Annotated in this window: 20 protein-coding genes and 1 pseudogene; 12 read left to right on the forward strand and 9 right to left on the reverse strand. The window is 65.4% G+C overall.

What is annotated here, in order from left to right; translation table 11 throughout:
* Both BLQ75_RS23215 and BLQ75_RS22090 read right to left on the reverse strand, forming a co-directional pair.
* Positions 1 to 261 (reverse strand): annotated as a pseudogene (locus BLQ75_RS23215) (site-specific integrase); the annotation flags it as partial.
* An 873-nt stretch (positions 262 to 1134) separates the two neighbouring features.
* The gene (locus tag BLQ75_RS22090) at positions 1135 to 1701 is read right to left on the reverse strand and encodes a hypothetical protein (RefSeq protein WP_092604604.1); all 567 of its coding nucleotides are present in this window, start codon (positions 1699 to 1701) and stop codon (positions 1135 to 1137) included.
* A gap of 439 nt (positions 1702 to 2140) precedes the next feature.
* Between BLQ75_RS22090 and BLQ75_RS22095 the strand changes: the two genes are divergently transcribed.
* Positions 2141 to 2416, forward strand: a complete 276-nt coding sequence (locus tag BLQ75_RS22095; RefSeq protein ID WP_244515864.1) for a helix-turn-helix domain-containing protein — start codon at positions 2141 to 2143, stop codon at positions 2414 to 2416.
* A 1325-nt stretch (positions 2417 to 3741) separates the two neighbouring features.
* Here BLQ75_RS22095 and BLQ75_RS22100 read toward each other — a convergent pair.
* Entirely contained in the window at positions 3742 to 4488 is a 747-nt protein-coding gene (locus tag BLQ75_RS22100) for a glycosyltransferase family 2 protein (protein ID WP_092604605.1), read from the reverse strand.
* On the reverse strand, positions 4485 to 5297 hold the full coding sequence (locus tag BLQ75_RS22105; RefSeq protein ID WP_092604642.1) for a GntR family transcriptional regulator: 813 nt from the start codon (positions 5295 to 5297) through the stop codon (positions 4485 to 4487). The genes BLQ75_RS22100 and BLQ75_RS22105 overlap by 4 nt, the downstream gene beginning before the upstream one ends.
* 128 nt (positions 5298 to 5425) lie before the next feature.
* On the opposite strand from BLQ75_RS22105, the gene BLQ75_RS22110 reads away from it, so the two are divergent.
* From BLQ75_RS22110 to BLQ75_RS22155, 10 genes are all read left to right on the forward strand, one after another.
* Complete coding sequence (locus BLQ75_RS22110; RefSeq protein ID WP_092604606.1) at positions 5426 to 5776, forward strand: hypothetical protein; 351 nt, start codon at positions 5426 to 5428, stop codon at positions 5774 to 5776.
* Positions 5777 to 6033: 257 nt separating this feature from the next.
* Entirely contained in the window at positions 6034 to 6213 is a 180-nt protein-coding gene (locus BLQ75_RS22115; RefSeq protein ID WP_092604607.1) for a hypothetical protein, read from the forward strand.
* A 3-nt stretch (positions 6214 to 6216) separates the two neighbouring features.
* Positions 6217 to 6489, forward strand: coding sequence for a hypothetical protein (locus tag BLQ75_RS22120; RefSeq protein WP_211481557.1), 273 nt, complete (start codon positions 6217 to 6219; stop codon positions 6487 to 6489).
* Positions 6489 to 6671, forward strand: coding sequence for a hypothetical protein (locus tag BLQ75_RS22125; protein ID WP_092604608.1), 183 nt, complete (start codon positions 6489 to 6491; stop codon positions 6669 to 6671). The genes BLQ75_RS22120 and BLQ75_RS22125 overlap by 1 nt, the downstream gene beginning before the upstream one ends.
* A 90-nt stretch (positions 6672 to 6761) precedes the next feature.
* Positions 6762 to 8270, forward strand: a complete 1509-nt coding sequence (locus BLQ75_RS22130) for an FtsK/SpoIIIE domain-containing protein (RefSeq protein ID WP_092604644.1) — start codon at positions 6762 to 6764, stop codon at positions 8268 to 8270.
* Positions 8271 to 8293: 23 nt separating this feature from the next.
* The gene (locus BLQ75_RS22135) at positions 8294 to 8479 is read left to right on the forward strand and encodes a hypothetical protein (protein WP_092604609.1); all 186 of its coding nucleotides are present in this window, start codon (positions 8294 to 8296) and stop codon (positions 8477 to 8479) included.
* A 13-nt stretch (positions 8480 to 8492) separates the two neighbouring features.
* Positions 8493 to 9464, forward strand: coding sequence for a hypothetical protein (locus BLQ75_RS22140; protein ID WP_092604610.1), 972 nt, complete (start codon positions 8493 to 8495; stop codon positions 9462 to 9464).
* A 99-nt stretch (positions 9465 to 9563) separates the two neighbouring features.
* Positions 9564 to 11024 (forward strand): replication initiator, encoded by a 1461-nt coding sequence (locus BLQ75_RS22145; protein ID WP_092604611.1) that lies wholly within the window; start codon positions 9564 to 9566, stop codon positions 11022 to 11024.
* Positions 11025 to 11026: 2 nt separating this feature from the next.
* Positions 11027 to 11206, forward strand: coding sequence for a helix-turn-helix domain-containing protein (locus tag BLQ75_RS22150; protein ID WP_092604612.1), 180 nt, complete (start codon positions 11027 to 11029; stop codon positions 11204 to 11206).
* Positions 11206 to 12354 (forward strand): site-specific integrase, encoded by a 1149-nt coding sequence (locus BLQ75_RS22155; protein ID WP_170837631.1) that lies wholly within the window; start codon positions 11206 to 11208, stop codon positions 12352 to 12354. Before BLQ75_RS22150 ends, BLQ75_RS22155 begins: the two co-directional genes overlap by 1 nt.
* A 294-nt stretch (positions 12355 to 12648) precedes the next feature.
* Here BLQ75_RS22155 and BLQ75_RS22160 read toward each other — a convergent pair whose 3' ends face one another.
* Together BLQ75_RS22160 and BLQ75_RS22165 are read right to left on the reverse strand one after the other, a co-directional pair.
* Positions 12649 to 12912, reverse strand: a complete 264-nt coding sequence (locus tag BLQ75_RS22160) for a hypothetical protein (RefSeq protein WP_092604614.1) — start codon at positions 12910 to 12912, stop codon at positions 12649 to 12651.
* Positions 12913 to 12947: 35 nt separating this feature from the next.
* Entirely contained in the window at positions 12948 to 13421 is a 474-nt protein-coding gene (locus BLQ75_RS22165) for a hypothetical protein (RefSeq protein ID WP_170837632.1), read from the reverse strand.
* Between the two features lie 498 nt (positions 13422 to 13919).
* Here BLQ75_RS22165 and BLQ75_RS22170 point away from each other — a divergent pair, with 498 nt between their 5' ends.
* Positions 13920 to 15194 carry an MFS transporter gene (locus BLQ75_RS22170; RefSeq protein WP_139183077.1) on the forward strand — a complete coding sequence of 425 codons (1275 nt, stop codon included), beginning with the start codon at positions 13920 to 13922 and terminating at the stop codon, positions 15192 to 15194.
* Here the strand turns inward: BLQ75_RS22170 and dnaB are convergent.
* The 3 genes from dnaB to BLQ75_RS22185 all read right to left on the reverse strand — a co-directional run bounded on the left by dnaB (position 15155) and on the right by BLQ75_RS22185 (position 18858).
* Positions 15155 to 16528, reverse strand: a complete 1374-nt coding sequence (gene dnaB / locus BLQ75_RS22175; RefSeq protein WP_092604617.1) for a replicative DNA helicase — start codon at positions 16526 to 16528, stop codon at positions 15155 to 15157. The genes BLQ75_RS22170 and dnaB overlap by 40 nt on opposite strands.
* A 90-nt stretch (positions 16529 to 16618) precedes the next feature.
* Positions 16619 to 17896, reverse strand: coding sequence for a radical SAM family protein (locus tag BLQ75_RS22180; protein WP_092604618.1), 1278 nt, complete (start codon positions 17894 to 17896; stop codon positions 16619 to 16621).
* 335 nt (positions 17897 to 18231) lie between these two features.
* Positions 18232 to 18858, reverse strand: coding sequence for a GGDEF domain-containing protein (locus BLQ75_RS22185; RefSeq protein ID WP_092604619.1), 627 nt, complete (start codon positions 18856 to 18858; stop codon positions 18232 to 18234).
* Between the last annotated feature and the right edge of the window lie 45 nt (positions 18859 to 18903).

Consider the following 18903-nt stretch of genomic DNA (forward strand, 5'->3'; position numbering starts at 1 on the left):
TTCGAGGTAGCGGTCCAGCAGCTGTTCGACGGTGGCGTTCGTGCGCGGGTTGCGGCGCTCGTCGACCTGGTTGAGCAGCCGGGTCCGCACCCGCTCGGCCTCGGCCTCGGTATCGCGCCCCGCCGCGACCACCTCGGTGAGGTAGTGCCGCCGTTGGGTCACCGGGTCGAAACCGGCGTAGACCTTCACCCGCAGCGCGCCGCTGGGAAGCCGTTCGACGCTGCCGCGGGTCCGTCTCCGTCCCCTCGTCGCTGCTGCCACGACTCCATTTTACGAGCACTCGCACCACGTTTGATCCCACAAACCTCGAACGAGGCAAACGTGGTCGAGTGAATTCCCAGGTCAGACTAGGCGCCCCCGGCAGGATTCGAACCTGCGACCTAGAGATTAGGGAACGGTCCTTCGCGTCGTCTGTCGTCGTTGGTCAGTCCTTGGCGTGCGCTGGGACGGAGCGCGTAGCCGAGGACTTGTTACATGGCGGTAGCAGTGGACGTTTACCGTTGATTTGTGGGGGTAAAGTGGGGACTCTTCGAGTGGGTAGGCCCCTGAACCCGTGGATCAAAGGTGCGTGTGTTGCCGTTCGGTCCGCCCGGGGAAGGCATGGTCACCTATCTGATCCTGGAAGACCAGTGCCGCGTGGACATCCTGCGGGTGCTGTGGGCCGCGTAGCTCCTCATGTCGGAGACCGGCACGCCGGCGATTCCCTCGCGCCGGGCGCGTTGATCACGGTCTCCACCGAGCACGGATGGGCCAGTCCGATCCGGTACGTCTGCTTCCCCATCCCGAGAACCCCAGTGCTGCCCGCACATGCGGTGCGGCATCGAACGCCAGCACCGACCGCCGTATGGGAAGCGATGACGGTGATCATGGCTGAGGATCACGGGAAGTGGGATTACGAGATGTCGTGCAGGAAAGATACGTGTATCACGCGTCGAACTCCTCACACGTCGAGCGATTACAGGCCGATGCCGCGGATGGGGCGTTATCGCATCGGCGGTCGACGGGGCGGATGTAGATAATGACGGTGTCGCTGCTGGTGAGGCACAGCTCGTGGGCCCAGTCGTGTAGATTCGGTAGGGGGAAGGATTGCCCTGCCCCCTTACCGTTCGGTATTCGACCGGCGCACTGTCAGCCTTACGTAAGGCCTCCGATGATTAGTTGCACGGGGCCGCTTTGTTCTTTCAATCCCTGCTCGGTATCGCAGGCGTCGAAGCTCGCCGTGGCTAGGAGGATTTCCCGTTGTGCGGGCAACCCCTCGCCCAGTCCGTCGGTGACGGTCCCGTTCGAGGTAACCTTGGTTATGCCATTAGCTAGGCGGACCGCTTGGTTGCGGGTGAAGGTGACTTCGCTTTTCTGGTTCGTGTTCCACTTGTATTGGACAACGGACTCCACATTGAAGCTGCCCGAGAGCTGGCAGCTCGCCTGCGTGGTCACCGTGTATGAGCCGCCTCCGCTCGTGATGCCGCTGGGCACCGACGAACACGTATCGTACGTTTGGTCGATTTTGATCGTGACTTCTTGGGGCTCGTTGGTCAGTCCCGGATTGTAGCGAATCTCCTCCACCCCGTCGCAGACCAACGAGACCAGTGAATCGCTTCCCGAGGAGCTTTCCACTTGCGCACTCGCGATACCCGCGACCGAGACGGCCATGCAGGTGGCGCTGATGATGGCCGCTAGCCGCGAACCGGTCTTGAACTTCATGCCTACCCTTCCCTGTTTTCAATGTGTTGTCATACGCACATATAACAAATCCCGTTTTAACCGCTCCGCCGCACAAAGTGGCGCCGTAAGAAATCTTCTTGAAAAAGCCATTTTTTGGGCGGACTATTTTTGCATCATACGAGGACGCTGAATCTCTGTCAAATGATAGCCTGGGGGGTTCGGAAATTTCGGGCATCGGCGTGAACACTCTCACCGTTTAGGTGGAATGTGTTCCGGCACGTGGATCCAGGCAGCTCCGGGATATGGCTTGTATCGGTCGCTATCGACCAATGACATGAATGGGTGAGACTGCATCAACATCTCGTCACCTGATCGCGTTCTCGCTATCCTCGGTGCGTACCTCTTCGCGGAGGGTTGCCCCCGGTCGACGGGCCGGGGATTCGCGAAGGGGTCTACTTCCGCGAAGAGGGTGGTCGGTGTGGCCGATGAGCTCGCAGACAAAACGATCGGGGAACGGATTCAGATCCTCCGGGAGCGGCAAGGCAAGTCGCGCCCGGTGTTGGCTGGCTTGGTCGGGCGTTCCGGGGAATGGCTGAAAGCCGTCGAAAAGGGTCGGCTACACCCGCCACGCTGGGAAAAACTCGTGCAGCTGGCCGACGCGCTCGGTGTGCAGGATCTCGCCGAGTTGACCGGTGACAAGCCACCGATGGCAGCGACCGGCCGGGCAACGCACGAAGCCGTGCCCGCGACGTAGCCCCGCACCTGGCTGTTCTGCTGCGCCGCTGTCACTGGCTACTCGCCGAAGCGGATGTGTCGGCACGGCGCGGCGCCGGTCATACTCACGGCTGACATTCCGATGGAGGAAGTCCAGGAGACATTGGGGCACAGCTCGATCGGGCTCACCTCGTGCACCTACACGAGCGTGTCCCCGGAAGTCGCGCAAGCTTCGACAGACAAGGTGGGGCCATCGTGCCACGCTCGTCCACGGGAACGACCGACAACGGTGGTGTGAACACACCGTTGTCACACACCCCGGCGGATTCCCCAACCAAACACGAAATTCGCTGGTCACTGGGTAGGCCGCCATGGACTCGGACCCTGAACCCACTGATTAAGAGACCACGCTTGTCGATGTTCGTCCTTGGCTGTTGGCCAATGCCGTGAGCTGCGAGGTTCAGGGTTTGCTCGCTTTGGTGCTGGTCCTTGTCTGTCGTCGTTCTGCGTTGTTCCGGTTGGGTTTCGGTTGGCTCCCTGCCTTCTCCGGGTGAGGCAGAACAAGAGCGCTCCAGTCCCCTGCCTCATCCGGCACCCAGCCGCTCCCAGCGGGCAAGTCGGGGAGTCAAGAGTACCCAGCCCCGAACTCACTCGGCGTTGCTCTTGGAACCGTAGGACTCTCTTGACGCCCCGGGTTGCCCGTCATCATCCAACGGCGGATGAGGGAGGGGATCACTCGATCACTGCTAGCACTTTCCTCAAGTCTCGATGGAGAGTGTCATACTTTGGGCGTGCCGCAAGTGGGGGCGAGCACGGAGACAGCAGAAGCAGCTTGAGCTGGAATTCTCTGCTGTCATCATAGACCCTACGAGGGGTAGCAACTAGAACTGCGGTGTGGAAGCGACGATGAAGTTCGCATCCTTATCGCCCCTGTGAGCGGTGCGAAAAATGAGCCCAGCCGGGTGCGGGGCTACGTCACTGGCACGGTGGCATGGGCGTAGGAAGTGGCCGGGTGAGGGCGTCCGTAGCGGGACCGGACTTCGCGGGAGCACGTGCCCGACCGGCCCCGGTGCCAAGCCGTACCGGTGTGCGGGTGGTGGGCTTCCTCGGCGGTCCCTGCTGCCGGGGTCGCCTGCCTTCCGCTTCGCGTCCGGGGATGCCGTCCGCCCACCGCTTGGCGGTCGGCCGCCGGCGCCGGGACCGGGCTTGCCCGCACGCCCGGCGTCGGCCTGGCCGACCGCACCAGACAAGCGGGCGGGCGGCTCTCCCCCGGACGCACCAGGCAGCAGGCAGGCGGCCCCGGCAGGGGCCGCCCTTGATGAAGAAAAGAAACTCTACACACACGCACACTGGGTTGGTGCTGGTTCACCGGAGTGCGGGGAAGAGGTCGGTGAGTGCTTGGGCTCGGGCTTCGATGATGTTCATGCGGGCCTCGTACTCGGAGCCCTGTGAGTGTGCCTCGTGATTGGTGGTTTGGCCTTCCCATTTGCGGTAGAGCAGTCCGCATTGACTGGTGAAGTAGCCGTTGGTCACCGCGTCGAGGGCGAGCAGCAGTCCGGTGTCTTCGGAGGCTGGTAGCGCCATCCATCCGCCCAGGGCGACGAGCACGGTGGTTCGTACGCACAGGGTCGCCGGGTGTACTTGGGCGCGGTGGTTGTGGTTGCGCCAGTGTTCGAGGACTGTTCCTCGGGAAAGGATTCCTTCGTCGGGGTCCTGGTCGAATCCCACGGTGGAGCCGTCGGGCAGTAGATCGAGTACCCGTGAGGTGGTCCAGTCGATGTGCGGGGAGGACAGGGCTTCGATGTCGCGGGCTAGTGCTCCTTCGGTGAGTAGGTCGTCGGAGTCGAGGACCTTCACCAGTTCCCCGGTGGCTCGGGACAGTGCCATCGTGCGGGCCATTCCTGCCCCGCCTCGGCGTCCGCTGTCGGGTTTGATGCGGGGATCGTCGGGCAGCACGCCGGGGAGGATTCCCTCGTCCCCGTCCTCTTGGATGAGCCATTCCCAGTCCCACTCGGCGGGCATCGTCTGCTCGGTCAGCGAGCGGTACGCCTCGGGCAGGTAGTGCGCGCTCGGGCCGTGTACGGGCGTGATGACCGATATGCGCCGTGTCATTGGTCCCACCGATTCAGGTGTGTGGTGTAGCTGAGCAAGGTTCGGTCGGCCGACATGAGGATGTCGGAAACCTCGGCGACCGTGTCGGTGGTGTCGATGGAGATCTTTCGCACACACAGCACCACCACGCCTTCGTCAATGCCCATCTGGTGGGCCTCTTCCGGTGTGGGCAGGCGTGCGGTGACTTCGTCGGTGATGCGGTCGATTTCGATCCCGAGGGTCGAGAGCTGGTGCTGTGTCCCGCCGGGCCAGGGCTCGTTGGCCTCGTCGAGTAGGGCGGGGTTGGCCGAAACCGTGTCGTAGACCAGATACGAGGTCGCGCTCCGGAACGAGGTTCCGTCCGCAGTGTCCCGCGTTTCGTAGATGCGGCGCAGCAGCTTCGTGTCCGGCGCGATGCCGAACACGGTGGCGAGGTCGTCGTCGGCCTGCGTCGTGTCGTAGGCGATGTGGAAACTCAACCGCTCGAACGGTAGCCCGGTGTCCGCCTCGGTCGCTCCCTCGCGCGCCCGGTCCTCCTCCGGGTTGACCACCCGATCTTTTTCCCACTGATACCGGCTGTCGGCGTCCCGCTTGACCCGCTGCGGCGGCTGGCGCACGTAGGTGCCTTTGCCCTTCTGGACGGTCACCAGTCCCCAGTTCCGCAGCAGCTTGATCGCGTTGCGCACGCTCGTCCGCGACAGGCCGTAGGTTTCCGCGATCTCGGGTTCGCTGTGCAGCGGTTCACCCGGTGAGAGTCGGCCCTCGTGGATCTGCTCCCGCAGCTCTTCGGCGACCTGGATGTAGCGCGGACGCCAGTCTCGTTGCGACATATCCCCAGCGTAACAGGACATGTCTGCCTGTCTGCCATGCTCAGTTGCATTCGTAAACCTGGCTGCCATTGACATGGCTGCCATGTACTGTAAGGTGGCAACCAACAGCAAAGATCATGGAGGTACTGATGCATACGAACGTTCCGGTTGTTCTCGACGGCTACAAGTTGCAGGTCACCGAGGATCCGGTGTTGAAGATGAGGCAGGACGAGAACGGCAACGATGTCGCGGTGACGGATCGCGAGGGTGTTCAGCAGTACGTGGTGATGGTGTTCGGGAAGCCGCGTGGGCAGGACGGGCGTCCGAACGGTCGGGGTGTTGAGGTCAAGGTGACGCTGGAAACCGAACCCGGTGAGGACATCACCTCCGGGGCCACGGTCGAGCTGATCAATCCTCGGCTGTCCTACTGGACCAACGACAACGGAAAGCATCGCTGCGGCATCGCCTACAGGGCGACCGGGGTCAAGCTCGCTGGTTGATCTCTCATTCGCGGAATGAGAACCCCATTCTCGACCGAAACTCTCGGTCATTCGTTCTTTGAGAATTGCATAGTGGAGCCGAGTTGTGTCTTTTTCCGGCGCATTGTGTGTGTCGGGAAATGGTGTTGATCCCCGGCCGCGTTCGGTGTGGCCGGGGGTTTTCAGGGTTTCCCGATAGGAAGGAGGGATTCGGAATGGATGTGCATGGGTCGGGGTGTTTGGGTCCGGAGTCGATGATGGGAAAGGGTGTGTGACTGGTGACGGCGGAGTCGGTGTTGGTGGAGCGGGTCACGGCGGCCTGGCGGGAGTACGTGGCCGTGGCCGAGGAGACCGCGCGGGAGGACCGCATGGTGTCGCGGTTGTCGCGGAGTGTGTCGGCGGTGGTGGCCGATGCGGCGCAGGTGGAGTGGGAACGCGCGTACGGAAAGGAGCGGTAACCGATGGCAACGGTTCCGGTGGGGCGTGGCACGACGTCGACGTTTCGGATCACGATGAACACTCCGGCGGTCAACCGGCTGCATCTGATCGGCAAGCTCATGGATGACTTGCACGGCCAGTTGAACCAGGTGTATTCGCTGGAAGAAGAGTTCGCCGAGAAGCGCCAGTTCAACGAGACGGTGGACATGGTCGGCAAAGCACAGAGTTCGATCACCCGCGTGCGGGACGCGATCGGCAAGAAGGGCGGCCAGTCGGTAGCGAAGGGATACAAATAATGCGACGCAGTGGCGATGATATTCACAAGATGGCGAAAAAGGTGGACGCCTCGATGTCCACGCTCAACCAGGCGTTGCGGAAATTCGGCGTCCCGAAAGGACTGGGAAGTTCGCTGAAGAATCTGAAGACCCGCACGGGGGATGTGATTTCCCAACTGGAAATGAGCCAACGGAACCAGTAACACGAGCACACACGCGGGGCACTCGGTCCTTTCCTTACGAGGGGAAGACGGGGTGCCCCGTTTTCATGATCACGGAAGGAGTGGGTGGCGGTGCGGGAAACACGCGTCAACACGGGGGACACGGAGCGGACTCCGGCTCGGCTGCTGCTGCGGTTTCTGGCCCGCCACCCCCGCTCGGTGGGCACCCTCGCGGCGGTCGGGATTACCGGCTGCTACGTCGGGTTTCACACAATGCTGCTCGGGGCCGGAGTGGCGGTGGCCGCCGGGGCCTCGTGGCGGCTGCTGGACCGGCCGACGTTCGACCGGTTCGCGGGCCGGCTGGTGCGGGCCTGGTGGCGACGCTGGTTCGTCTATCAACGCAAGTGGGCCGATATCGCCTTCGGCTGTGGTCTGACCAGCTCCAACCGGCACGGGCACAGCCTGGTGCCGAAACTGCTGTCGGTGCGGTCCACCTTCTGTTGGGATTCGCTGCGGCTGCGCCTGGTCCGCGGCCAAGCCGCCGAGGATTTCGAGCAAGTCCTTGACCGGCTGGCGAATGCCTACAACGCGCGTCGGGCCACGCTGCGCACGATCAAACCGGGCGTGATCAGCCTGGACGTGCAGAAGCGGGAACCGTTCGACACCTTGTTCATCCCCCTGCCGGAGATGCCTCGGGAGGACAGCGCGGTGGATCTGGCTCGGCTGCCGCTGGGCCGGGACGAGTACGGGAGGGATTTCGCCCTGGATCTGGTGGGCGGGATTCACTACCTCATCGCCGGAGCCACCGGCGCGGGGAAAGGCTCGTGGATGTGGGGCCTGCTGCGGGGTCTGGCCCCGTGGATCCGCTCCGGGCGGGTGCGGCTGTGGGTGCTCGACCCCAAAGGCGGCATGGAGTTCGGCCAAGGCGCCGAACTGTTCCACCGCTTCGCCACCGACGATCAATCCGGGCTGGAGCTGACCCGTGAATACGTGGACACCCTCGATGAGCGTAAGACCGAGATGGGACGCCACGGGCGGCGCACCTGGACCCCGGGCCACTCCGCCGACTACCCGTTGGACCTGCTGATCGTGGACGAGCTGGCCGCGATGAGCGAATACACCGACCGCGACATCAGCCGCGAATTCACCAAACTGCTGTCCAAAGCGTTGACCCAATACCGCGCCGTCGGCGGGCGGGTAGTGGCCGCCACCCAGGAGCCGACCAAAGACGTCATCCCCATGCGGGGGCTGTTTCCCACCACGGTCGCGCTGCGGCTGGAAGAGGCCTCCTACGTGGACATGGCCCTCGGCGAAGGGGTGCGCGACCGGGGCGCCTTCGCCGACCAGATCCCCGACTACATGCCCGGCGTGGCCTACGTCAAAACCGAGGGCTCCCGCGAACCCCTGCGGGTGCGGGCGGCCTACACCAGCGATGACGACATCACCGAACTCGTCCGATACGCCACCAGCCACGACGCCGAGATCCTCGACTTCCCCAACAGGGACAACGGCACCGAGACCGAATCAGCGGACTCTCCGGACACCGGCGGCGAGTCCGGCGAGACCGACGACATCGAACACATCGAAGTCATCGACGACGGCGAGGACGAAGACGACGACGAAGACTTCGACGCCGCGTAACCCGCACGAAAGGCGGTCACCTCATGATCCTGTTCCACCTCACCGGCCGCACCCTCCTCGCACTGCTGGCCACAACCTTGGTCGTGCTCCTGGTGCTGGCCGGGCTCTGGCTGCTGGCCGGGCCTGCTTGGTCGATCGGGACCGGGCTGGTGCTGGTGCTGCTCGTGCGGGGCGTGTTGGCCCTGTTCTCCCCCGGCGACAGCGAATAGAAGGGGGCTGCTGGTGTCTAAGTCTGATACAGAGCCCGCCTCGGGGCGTACGCGTCGGGTCAGTGAGCTGGAACGGCGTATCGCCGAATCCCGACACTTGCGGTCGCTGGTGCGGGACCCGGATTTGGTGGCGGTGCGGATGGACACCTCGCGGCGGCGCACCGTGGCCGGATTGTGGGTCTTTCTGGCTACCGGGCTGGTGTTTACCACCACCGGGGTCCAAGACTTCCTCGCCGGAAACCGCGCGATGACCGATCCGATGTGGTGGGCCGCCTGGACCGTCGAACCCATGTTCGCCGGGCTGTTGATCGTGCTGCTGAACTTCGAGGCCACGATCCTGGCCCACGGCATCGCCCCCGAGGCGGCCTGGTGGTCCCGGCTCAAGCACGTGCTGCTCGGGTCGACGCTGTTCATGAACGTCGTGCCCCAACTCGCACCCCTACTCGGGGCGGGCTCGGTCAACCTGGGGTCGCTGGCCGTGCACGCCATCATCCCCGTCATCGTCTACGGCCTGGCCGAAGTCATCCCCATCATCCAAGCCCGCTCCCGCGCCGTCATCCTCGCCAGCTACGAGAACGCCGACCACCACACCCCGGCCGAGACTCCCCCGAAACCACCGGAGGCAGCGCCCTCCGCTCCCGCACCGGCCGAGCCGGAACCGGAACCGACGCCGGTCGAGTCCGCGGCTTCCTCGCTCGATTCCGGTGCGGACACCAGGGAGCACACGGACCCCTCGGAGGTCTCCGGCGAGACCGAACCGGCCGCTGCTGGGTCGGCGGTGTTGGGGCGGGTGCGGCCCTCGTCGGTGCGGCTGCCGGAGCACGTGGTGGACAAGCTCACCGACGCCCGGAACGAGGCGTATCGCTCCGGCCGGTCATTGACCGCGGCCGACATTCAGCGGCTGCTCAAGCTGCCCGAAACGTTGGCGACTCAACTCGCCACGGAACTCGCGATACCGGACACCAACGGGCACCCCGTGTCCTGATCGTCCGACTGCTCACTTCTCGGCGGAAACTCCCATGTTGGCCTTGCTGCCCTGGGGGTTCCGTCCTTTTTTCGCGCTCTCAGTAGGGAAAGGGCAAGTATGGTTCTTGCGGTTGACCCCACGGTGGATCGGCTCACCCGCCGGATGCGTTCGCCGGATTTCGAGGACTGGAAACGCAAAGTCAAATCGGTGGCGGGCTGTACCCGCCCGGTGCACCTGTCCGGCCGGTGGGCCATCCGGGATGCTCACAGCGGGGCGGAGTTGGCCTCCCGCACGGGCGCGGTCATGAGCCCCTGCGGCAACCGCCGCGAGGCCGTCTGTCCCGCGTGCTCCGACCGGTACGCCGCCGACGCGTTCCACCTGCTCCGCGCGGGCCTCTCCGGCGGCAGTAAGGACGTTCCCGAAACCGTGGCCGAGACACCCCGGCTGTTCCTCACCCTCACCGCACCGAGCTTCGGTCCCGTCCACAACCGGAGGGTGAGCCCCACGACGGGCAAGACGATGCCGTGTGCGTGCGGCTCGTTTCATCACGAGCACGATCCGGCACGCGGACAGCCCCTCGACCCCGACTCGTACGACTACACCGGGCATGTGCTCTGGCAGGCCCACGCCGGGGTGTTGTGGAGCCGGTTCCGCACCTACCTGCTGCGCCACCTCGCCGGACTGGTCGGGCTGCGGGTGCGCGAGATCGGCGAGCACGTGCGGGTCTCCTACGCCAAAGTCGCCGAATACCAACGGCGCGGCATCATCCACTTCCACGCGGTGATCCGTCTCGACGGCCCCGAAGGACCGGCCGATCCGCCTCCGGCCTGGGCCACTAGCGAGCTCCTCGACCACGCTGTTCGCACGGCGTCTCGGGCGGTCTCGGTCACCGGGTACGACCGCGGCGGCAACCCCCACGTGCTCGGCTGGGGTGAGCAGATCGACGTGCGTCCCATTCGGGCGGCCAACGCCTCGCGGGTCGAGAACGAGCACGGCGAGATCACCGACGACCGGCTCGCGTCCTACGTGGCCAAATACGCCACCAAAGGCACCTCCACCAGTGAGGCCGTGGATAAACCTATCCGGTCGCAAGGCCACCTGGACCTACTGGCCATCAACCCGCACCACCGGCGGATCATCCAAACCGCCTGGAACCTCGGCGCACCCCAACGCTGTGCGGACTGCCACCCGCACGGCGAGCACACCTCCAACGGCTGCCCCTGCCAACAACGGGCCACCTGCCAATCCTGCGGCGGCTGTGGGCAGACCTCCGGGCCGCTGGAGCATCTCAACCTACGCCGCTGGGCGCACATGCTCGCCTTCCGCGGGCACTTCCTGAGCAAGTCCCAGCACTACTCCACCACCTTCACCCGGATTCGCGGCGACCGGCGCCAGTACCGGCACCACCAGGTGCTCGACGAGCTCGGCGTGGACGAGGACGAGATCACCGTGATCAACCACTGGGCCATGACCCACGTGGGTCACGACAGCCCCGAGGAAACCGAACTGGCCGAAGCTCTCGCCCAGCAGATCCGCCACGACCGTAAACAGCGCTACGAACAGGAGAAACGGAGCTAGCCATGCGCAACCTGTGGACCCCGGCCGACGTGGCCGACTACCTCGGCGTGCCCACCAACACCATCTACCAATGGCGCAGCCGTGGCGGCGGGCCTCCCGGACGCAGGCTCGGCAAACACCTGCGGTTCAAGCCCGACGACGTCGAAGCCTGGTTCGACGACCAAGCCACGGAGGTGAGTTGATGCCACGACCACCGTTGCCGTTGGGGACGCACGGTGAGATCCGGTGCTACAAGGTGGCCGAGAAGCGCTACCGGGCTCGGACGAAGTATCGGGATTACGACGGCACCGTGCGGCATGTGGAGCGCATGGGCACGAGCAAGACCGGGGCCAAGGAGAACCTCAAGCAAGCCTTGCGTGACCGTGCTCGGTCGGTGGTCGGTGACGAGGTCACCGCTGCCAGCAAGGTCGCCGATGTGGCGGGGATCTGGCTTCGGGAGCTGGAGGAGTCCGACAAGGCGTTGCGGACCAAGCGTACCTACCGCGACGCGTGGGAGCGTGATCTGTCCACAGCGGTCGGTTCGTTGCGGGTGGGTGAGGTGACCGTCTCGGTGGCCACGCGGGTGCTGCGATCGATTCACGACAACGCCGGTTCGGGCAGTGCCAAGCATGCCAAGGTAGTGCTCTCCGGGGTGCTGGCCATCGCGGTGCGTCACGACGCGATCCCGAGCAATCCGGTCAACGAGGTGACGCTGCCGAAGGCGAGCGGGAAGCGTTCCGCCAAGCAGAAGACCGTGATCACCCGCGAGGAATACACCCGGTTGCGCAAACACTTGGCCGCCTCGGACAAGGCGCTGCGGCGGGACCTGCCGGACGTGGTGGACGCCTTGGCCGCTCTCGGGTGCCGCATCGGGGAACTGCTCGCGCTGGACTGGTCCAAGATCGACTTCGAGGCGGGCACGATCAGGATCGAGGGGACCGTGATCCGGGAGAAGGGCGTGGGGCTGTTCGTGCAGCCTCACACGAAGTCCTCGGCGGGCATGCGCACCGTCACCGTTCCGGGCTGGTTCGTGGCTCTGCTGCGCCGTCGTCACGAAGCCGCCGGAACCGAGTGGGTGTTCCCGTCGGCGTCGGGCACGCTGCGTGATCCGGACAACACCCGTGCCGATCTGCGGGAGTCGGTGGCCGAGACCGAATGGGTCGGGCTGCATCCGCACGCCTTCCGGCACCTGGTCGCCACCCGACTCGACGAGGCCGGGTTGTCGGCCCGTGAGATCGCGGACTACCTCGGGCACGATCGGGTCAGCATGACCCAGGACGTGTACATGAATCGGAAGACGGTCGGTGACTCGGCGGCCAGAGCCCTGGCCGACCTGCACCGGGAAGACTGAGCAAGAGTGGGGATAAAGTGGGGATGGATCTCGAAACTGATCCGCCCCCACGTCTGTGACCTGCTACTAGGCGCCCCCGGCAGGATTCGAACCTGCGACCTAGAGATTAGAAGGCGCCCGAGCTGCGTAAACCTTGCCCACGACCAGCGACAACAGCCACACGATCGACCACACGAGCCACATCAGCCACCCCCGTTGACTCCGTTCCGCACCACGATTGATGCCACGTCTGTCTGTGTGCTCACTCGAAGGGGGTGCCTGCCCGTAGCTCATCGGACAGACACCCTTCGACAGTTACGAAGCGATAGCCGCTAGGACACTCACCACAACCGCCACCCCTGCTACCCCCAGGAAAACGGGACGTCGTTGCAGCAGCCCGAACCGGGTCAGCACAGCGGTCAGTGCCCACAGGGCGATGAACGGTAACGCCAGCCAGGCGAGTTGAACGGTATGTCTGATGGCAAGAGTGATCGCGACATACAAGATGCCGTATGCGAGCGCGATCTGCGTCGGTGCTTTCCAGCCGTCAAGGACCCGTGATCCTTCTTGCGAAGTCATACCACTCACTTTCCCGGCAAAATGATACTATTGTGTTAGAAACAGTTTTTTGCTATACCGCCTGCACCGATGATTTGAGATCCAACACCACCTGCGATCTCAAGGAAGTCCGCAGCATTACCAGCCCCGATCAGAAGTCGGGCAGTTTCGGCGACACCGCCCAACGCCTTGATTGCCCGATAGGCCTTGGCGCCTGGGACGAAAAGCAGGGATACGTACGCGGCGCACTTGGTGTACTTCCATGTCTGATCCCAGAATCCGGCTGTGCTCATTCCTGTCAACTTGTTCAGCACCGCTTGCTGCGCTGCCTCGTCACCAGGGTACATCGCCTTGACCACGTCTTCGAGCGTGCGATCAGGAGGAAGCTGGGAAAGGCGCTCGTCCAGGCCTTCCTCGACTACATCCGGAGCCTGATCGGACGCCTGCAGTGCCTCGACCGCCTGTGTTGTTTCTTTTTGTTGCTGACGATCGAACTCGGAGGCCGTGGCCATCGGCGCGGCAAGTCCCATGGCCATAGTAGCCATGGCCGCTACTGCGACAGAACGAGCTCTCATTCGCATAATCAATTACTCCCCAGAGTAGTTGCGTTTTCTATACTGTGGAACCCATCTTAGGGATTTTGTTTTGTTGGTTCCCCAGGTGATGTCCACAGTGTTGATCACTCTAATTTCCCCTAAGAGATCAGGCAACAAGCAATGATGATCATCACATGACGTCGTGGACGGTTGACGATAGATTATTCGACTAATTGATCTTTTCGGGCAAAAAGAATAAAAAGTGATTAATTTTTCGGATACCTGAAAAGAGTAATGTGTTAATACTGTGAATTTCCTTGTTGGAGATTAGAAGATATGCGCAGGAGCAGCTATCTGCTGAACCGTGGCTCGTGTCGGCCTGCTTGTTCCTCCTAGTGGTGAGCAACTGTCGGTCATCGCAATCATTAGTGCGATGACGTGCTAAAACGCAGACCCTTTCGTGCGTCATGCTCATGTGCGTTCCATGTGTGGATGATCGCGACCGAGTCGGCTGCCAGCACATCGTCCGCTTCTCCGCTGCGTCTGCGGGGGTTTCGGTGGTTGTTCGTGGGGCGGGTGTTGTCGTCGTTCGGGGACAGTTTGGTGCCGTTGACGGTGGTGTTCGCGGCGTTGGAGCTGACCGGTTCGGCGGTGGGGTTGGGCGGGGTGTTGCTGGCGAACCGGTTGCCGGTGGTGGTGGCGACGTTGGCCGGGGGAGTGCTGGGGGATGTGTTCGACCGGCGGTGGGTGATGGTGGCCGCCGATGTGTGGCGCATGGCCTCCCAGGCGGTGTGCGGCGGTCTGCTGCTGGCCGGTCAGCTTCCACTTTGGGCGCTGATCGTGCTGCAGGGCTGCGCCGGGGTGGGCACTGCGGTGTTCACCCCGGCGGCCACCGGACTGCTCCCCGCGCTGGTGCCGGAGAACCTGCTGCGGCAGGCGAACGCGCTTCTCGGGCTGGCGGCCAATGTGAACAAGGTGGCCGCGATCAGCGTGGCGGGCCTGCTGGTGGCCGGGCTCGGCTCGGGCTGGGCGTTGCTGGCCGATGCGGCCACGTTCGCCGCCGGCGCGCTCTCACTGTTGCTGATCGGCCCTGTGACCATGCTCTCCGGGAAGCGGGATCGCCGGGGCGTGCTGGGCGAGATGTGGGGCGGTTGGCGGCACGTGGCGACCACCCCGTGGCTGCGGACTCTGTTGGGCTACACCGCGCTGCTGCAGGCGCTGGTGATCGGCCCGCACATGTTGCTGGGGCCGTTGCTGGCGCGGCAGCACTACCACGGTGCGGCTTCGTGGGCGGTGATCGGAGCCATCCAGGCGATCGGTTCGATCGCAGGCAGCGCGCTGGCGCTGCGGCTGCGACCGTCGCGTCCGCTCGTGGCGGCGGTGGCCGCCTCGCTGCTGATGCTGCCGTACCTCGCGCTGTTCGCCGCTGCCGCGCCGCTCTGGCTGGTCAGCCTGGCCGCACTCGGCTTCGGACTGCAGGGCTCGTACTACCTGGCCACCCAGGCCTGGCTGCTGCAGCGGCACGTGCTCGACCAGCAGCTTGCCCGTGTGGCGTCCTGCTTCCAGCTCGGCAACCTGGTCCTCGTGCCGTTGAGCCTGGCCGCCGCCGGCCCGCTGGCCGAGCACGTCGACGCCCGCCTGCTGCTGGCCGCGGCGGCGGTGTGGGCACTGGCCAGCACCCTGGTAGCACTGGCCGCACCCACCATTCGGGCACATCCGGACGCGGTTCAGCCGGGCTCCGGGGCCATGTCGACGAAGCGGCTGTAGTGCAGCTGGTGGGCCACGGTGACCACCCCGGTCGGCCCGGACCGCTGCTTGGCCAGGATCAGGTCGGCCTCGCCGACGCGGGCGGTGTCGCGGTCGAAGGCGTCCGGCCGGTGCAGCAGCACCACCAGGTCGGCGTCCTGCTCGATCGAGCCGCTCTCCCGCAGATCCCCGAGTTCGGGCTTCTTGTCCAGGCGCTGTTCCGGCCCTCGGTTGAGCTGCGAGAGCGCCACCACGGGCACCTCCAGTTCCTTGGCCAGCAGCTTGAGGTTCCGCGAGAACTCGGAGACCTCCTGCTGGCGGGACTCGACCCGCCTGCCCGAGGCCATCAGCTGCAGGTAGTCCACGATCACCAGGTCGAGCTGCCCGCGCTGTTTCAGCCTGCGCGCCCTGGCCCGGATCTCCATCATGGTCATGTTCGGCGCGTCCGAGATCACCAGCGGCGCGTCCTGCACGTCGCCGGTGCGCCGCGCGGCCGCTCTCCAGTCCGCCTCGGACATGTAGCCGCCCCGCATCCGGTCCAGCCGCACCTTCGCCTCGGCCGAGACCAGCCGCATCATCAGCTCGCCGTGCCCCATCTCCAGGCTGAACAGCGCCGTCCCACGGCGGTGCCGGATCGCGGCCGAGCGGGCGATGTCCAGCGCCAGCGCGGACTTGCCCAGTCCCGGCCTGGCCGCCACGACGGCGAGCTGGCCCGGCTGCAGCCCGTTGGTGAGCCGGTCGAGCTCGGTGAACCCGGTGGGGATGCCGGAGCGCCCGTCGTTGCGCTGGATCCGTTCCAGCTCGGACATCAGCGGGTCGGCCAGGTCCTGCAGGAAGTACATGTCCTCGGTGCGGCTGCGCCCGATCGAGGAGAACCGCTCCTGCGCCCGGTCGAGCAGCTCGGCGGCCTCGCCCTGCCCGCCGTAGCCCTGCTGCAGGATGCCGCTGGCCTCCTCGATGATGCGGCGCCGCTGCGCCCGGTCGGCCACGATCTCGGCGTAGAACGTCGCGTTCGCCGCGGTCGGCACCGCCTCCAGCAGCGTGTGCAGGTACGTCCCGGTGTCGGAGTTTCGGGTGATCTGCGTGAGTTCGCCGGACTGCTCCAGCGCGTCGCGCACGGTGACCGCGTCGGCTGGCTCGCCTCGGCCGAACAGCTCCACGACGTGGCGGAAGATCACCCCGTGGTCGGGGCGGTAGAACTCTACGGCCCGCACTATCTCGATCACGTCGGCGATGGCGTCGCGGCTGAGCATCATCGCGCCGAGCACGGACTGCTCGGCCTCGATGTCCTGCGGCGGCATCGGTGCGTGCGGGCCGTGGAGCTCTTCTTCGGTGGTGTTCACGGCGACGGACATGACGACTCCTCGGTGAAAAGTGCCCGGCCGGGAGGCGTTCCCCGGCCGGGCTGGGACTTCGGACGAGTTGGGACTACGGACTGGTTGGGATCAGGTGTGGCGGATGGGCAGGTCCCGCAGACCCGTTTCCCGGCCGCACCGGCGCAGGTAGTCCACCGAGTAGCGCGCCGCGCGGCGCTTGATCGTGCCGTTGTCGTAGCTGGACAGCGCCGCGTGGAACCCGTCGGCGATGTAGCGCATTCCGTGGCGCCACAGGTCCCGGTGGTTGCTGTCGAGCTGTTCGACGGTGTAGTTGCGCTTGATGTTGGGCACCACGGCGACGCCGTTCTCGTCGAGCTCGGCTATGCCGTCGAGCATCTCGGTGTAGGAGTCGGCACCGAGCACGTAGTCGGTCTCGACGATGTCGAAGCCCACCCGGCGCGCACGGCGGTACTTCTCCAGGTGCCGCTCGAAGGTGATCGAGCCCTTCTTGCGCCCCCACTGCCGGATCCGCTCGGCGTCGTTGATGGTCTCGACGGTGCCGATGAACCCGATCGCGCCGTGCTCGCGCAGCAGCTCCATCGCCCTGGTGGAGTCGATGGCGTAGGTGAAGGCGTGGAAGGCGGCGTTGCCGAACCCGTAGCGGCGGTAGGTCCGCATCAGGTTCAGCATCATCTCCAGCTCGCGGTCCTCGTCGGGCTGGCAACCGGTGGTGATGTTGACGCTGACCAGTTCACCGCGGTCCCAGCCACGGCGGTCGTAGTCGGCCGCCAACTGCGCCACGTGCCGCTCGATGTAGTCCCTCGGCGGAGGGGTGAAGCTCTTGACCGCGCCGCGCGAGCAGCCCAGACAGCCTCCCGCGCAGGTGGAGTACGGCGAGATGATCGCCGCGGTGGGCAGTTCGGTGAAGTCCGGCGCGACGCGGCTGTAGTAGTGGTTGCTGGCCGCGAAGATCCTGGCGTGCACCAGCACCTCGGCAAGGGTCCGTCCGGTGGAGCGGTTCACCAGCCGCGCCCGGTTGTCCTGCTCGCGGGTGAACAGGACCGGCGAGGCCGCGCGGTAGTCGGGGACGCAGATCGTCTGGTAGTTCGACTTGCCCTGTTTCCCGTCGGTGTAGACGAGGGTGTAGGTGCGGTTGTCCAGCGGTTCCGCGGTGTCGCAGCCGAGGAAGCCGATCAGCAGCGACAGCAGCTGGGTGCGGCTGAGCGCGGTGTCCGGGTCCTCCCGATCGCTGTCGTCGAGCGGGGTGAACCCGGCGATGTAGTCCAGGCCCTCGGCGAGGAACCGGTTGAGTCGTTCGTACAGCTCGTCCGGGGTTTCCGTCGGGTTCGGCCCGTTCGAGCCGGGTCGGTTGAGGTCGACGAGCGGCAGATTCCTGTCCAGAGACAATGGGGTCTCCACTTCCTTCGGGTCGTGGGAACCCGGCCGGGACGCCACGCTTGCCAGGCAGACGCGTCCCGGCCGGGCCTTTCGCGGTCCGAGCGGACCCGGCGCCGTACCTCGTTCAGAAGGTTGGGCGGATTGGTTTGCTCAATCTGTGCGGGTGGCGGAAGCGGCTTCGCCGCTTGCCCGACCACCGACCGAGCGAATGCTCGCCCAATCCGCGTGTGCGCTGAGGAGGCACGGCTCCGTGCTCACTCGGCGGGATCACCCCGGTATGAGCAGCGAGTGACGGTCCCTCGCTGAGGGGTGGATCTGGCGGGCTCCGGTAGGGCGGCCGCGAGTCATCCCCGCGCTTGCTGGTGCCGCCTGCGGCGATCCGAGCGGCCGCGGCCGCGCTTGTCGCGGTACATCGCGCGGTCGGCCTGCTCCAGCACGCCTTCGAGCGTGTCGGCCGGTCCGGCAGTGATCGCCGCTCCGATGCTCGCGCTCACCCACACGGTGGTTCCCTCGATCAGCATCGGTTCGGCGAGCCGTTCGGCCAGCGCGTGCTGCAGCTCCTCGACCCGTTGCCAGTGCGAGGGAGTGTCCGGCAGCGTGCCGAGCCAGCAGGCGAACTCGTCGCCGGACAACCGCACGGCGAGCCGACCCGGGCGCCGGCTCTCGCGCATCCGCCGCGCCACCTCGCGCAGCACCTGGTCGCCGAAGCGGTGTCCGTGGGTGTCGTTGAGCTCCTTGAAACCGTCCAGGTCGAGCAGCAGCACGGCCACGCACCGGCCGTTGCCCGCGCCGTCGCGCTGGAAGGCCTCCCGCAGGGCGAGTCGGTTGCCGAGTCCGGTCAGCGGGTCGGTGCGCAGCTCGCGGTGTAATCGCGAGGCGTAGCGGCCGGTGCACCACCAGCCGGTGGCGGTCAGCCCCAGTGCGAGGGCGGTGAGCATTCCGTTCCTCGTCGAACCGTCGCGGAGTCGCACGGTGTTCTCCTTTCGAGTGGGGTGGATGAATCCGGGTCACCGGGT

The sequence above is a fragment of the Actinopolyspora xinjiangensis genome (assembly GCF_900104475.1).
GTDB classification, from domain to species: domain Bacteria; phylum Actinomycetota; class Actinomycetes; order Mycobacteriales; family Pseudonocardiaceae; genus Actinopolyspora; species Actinopolyspora xinjiangensis.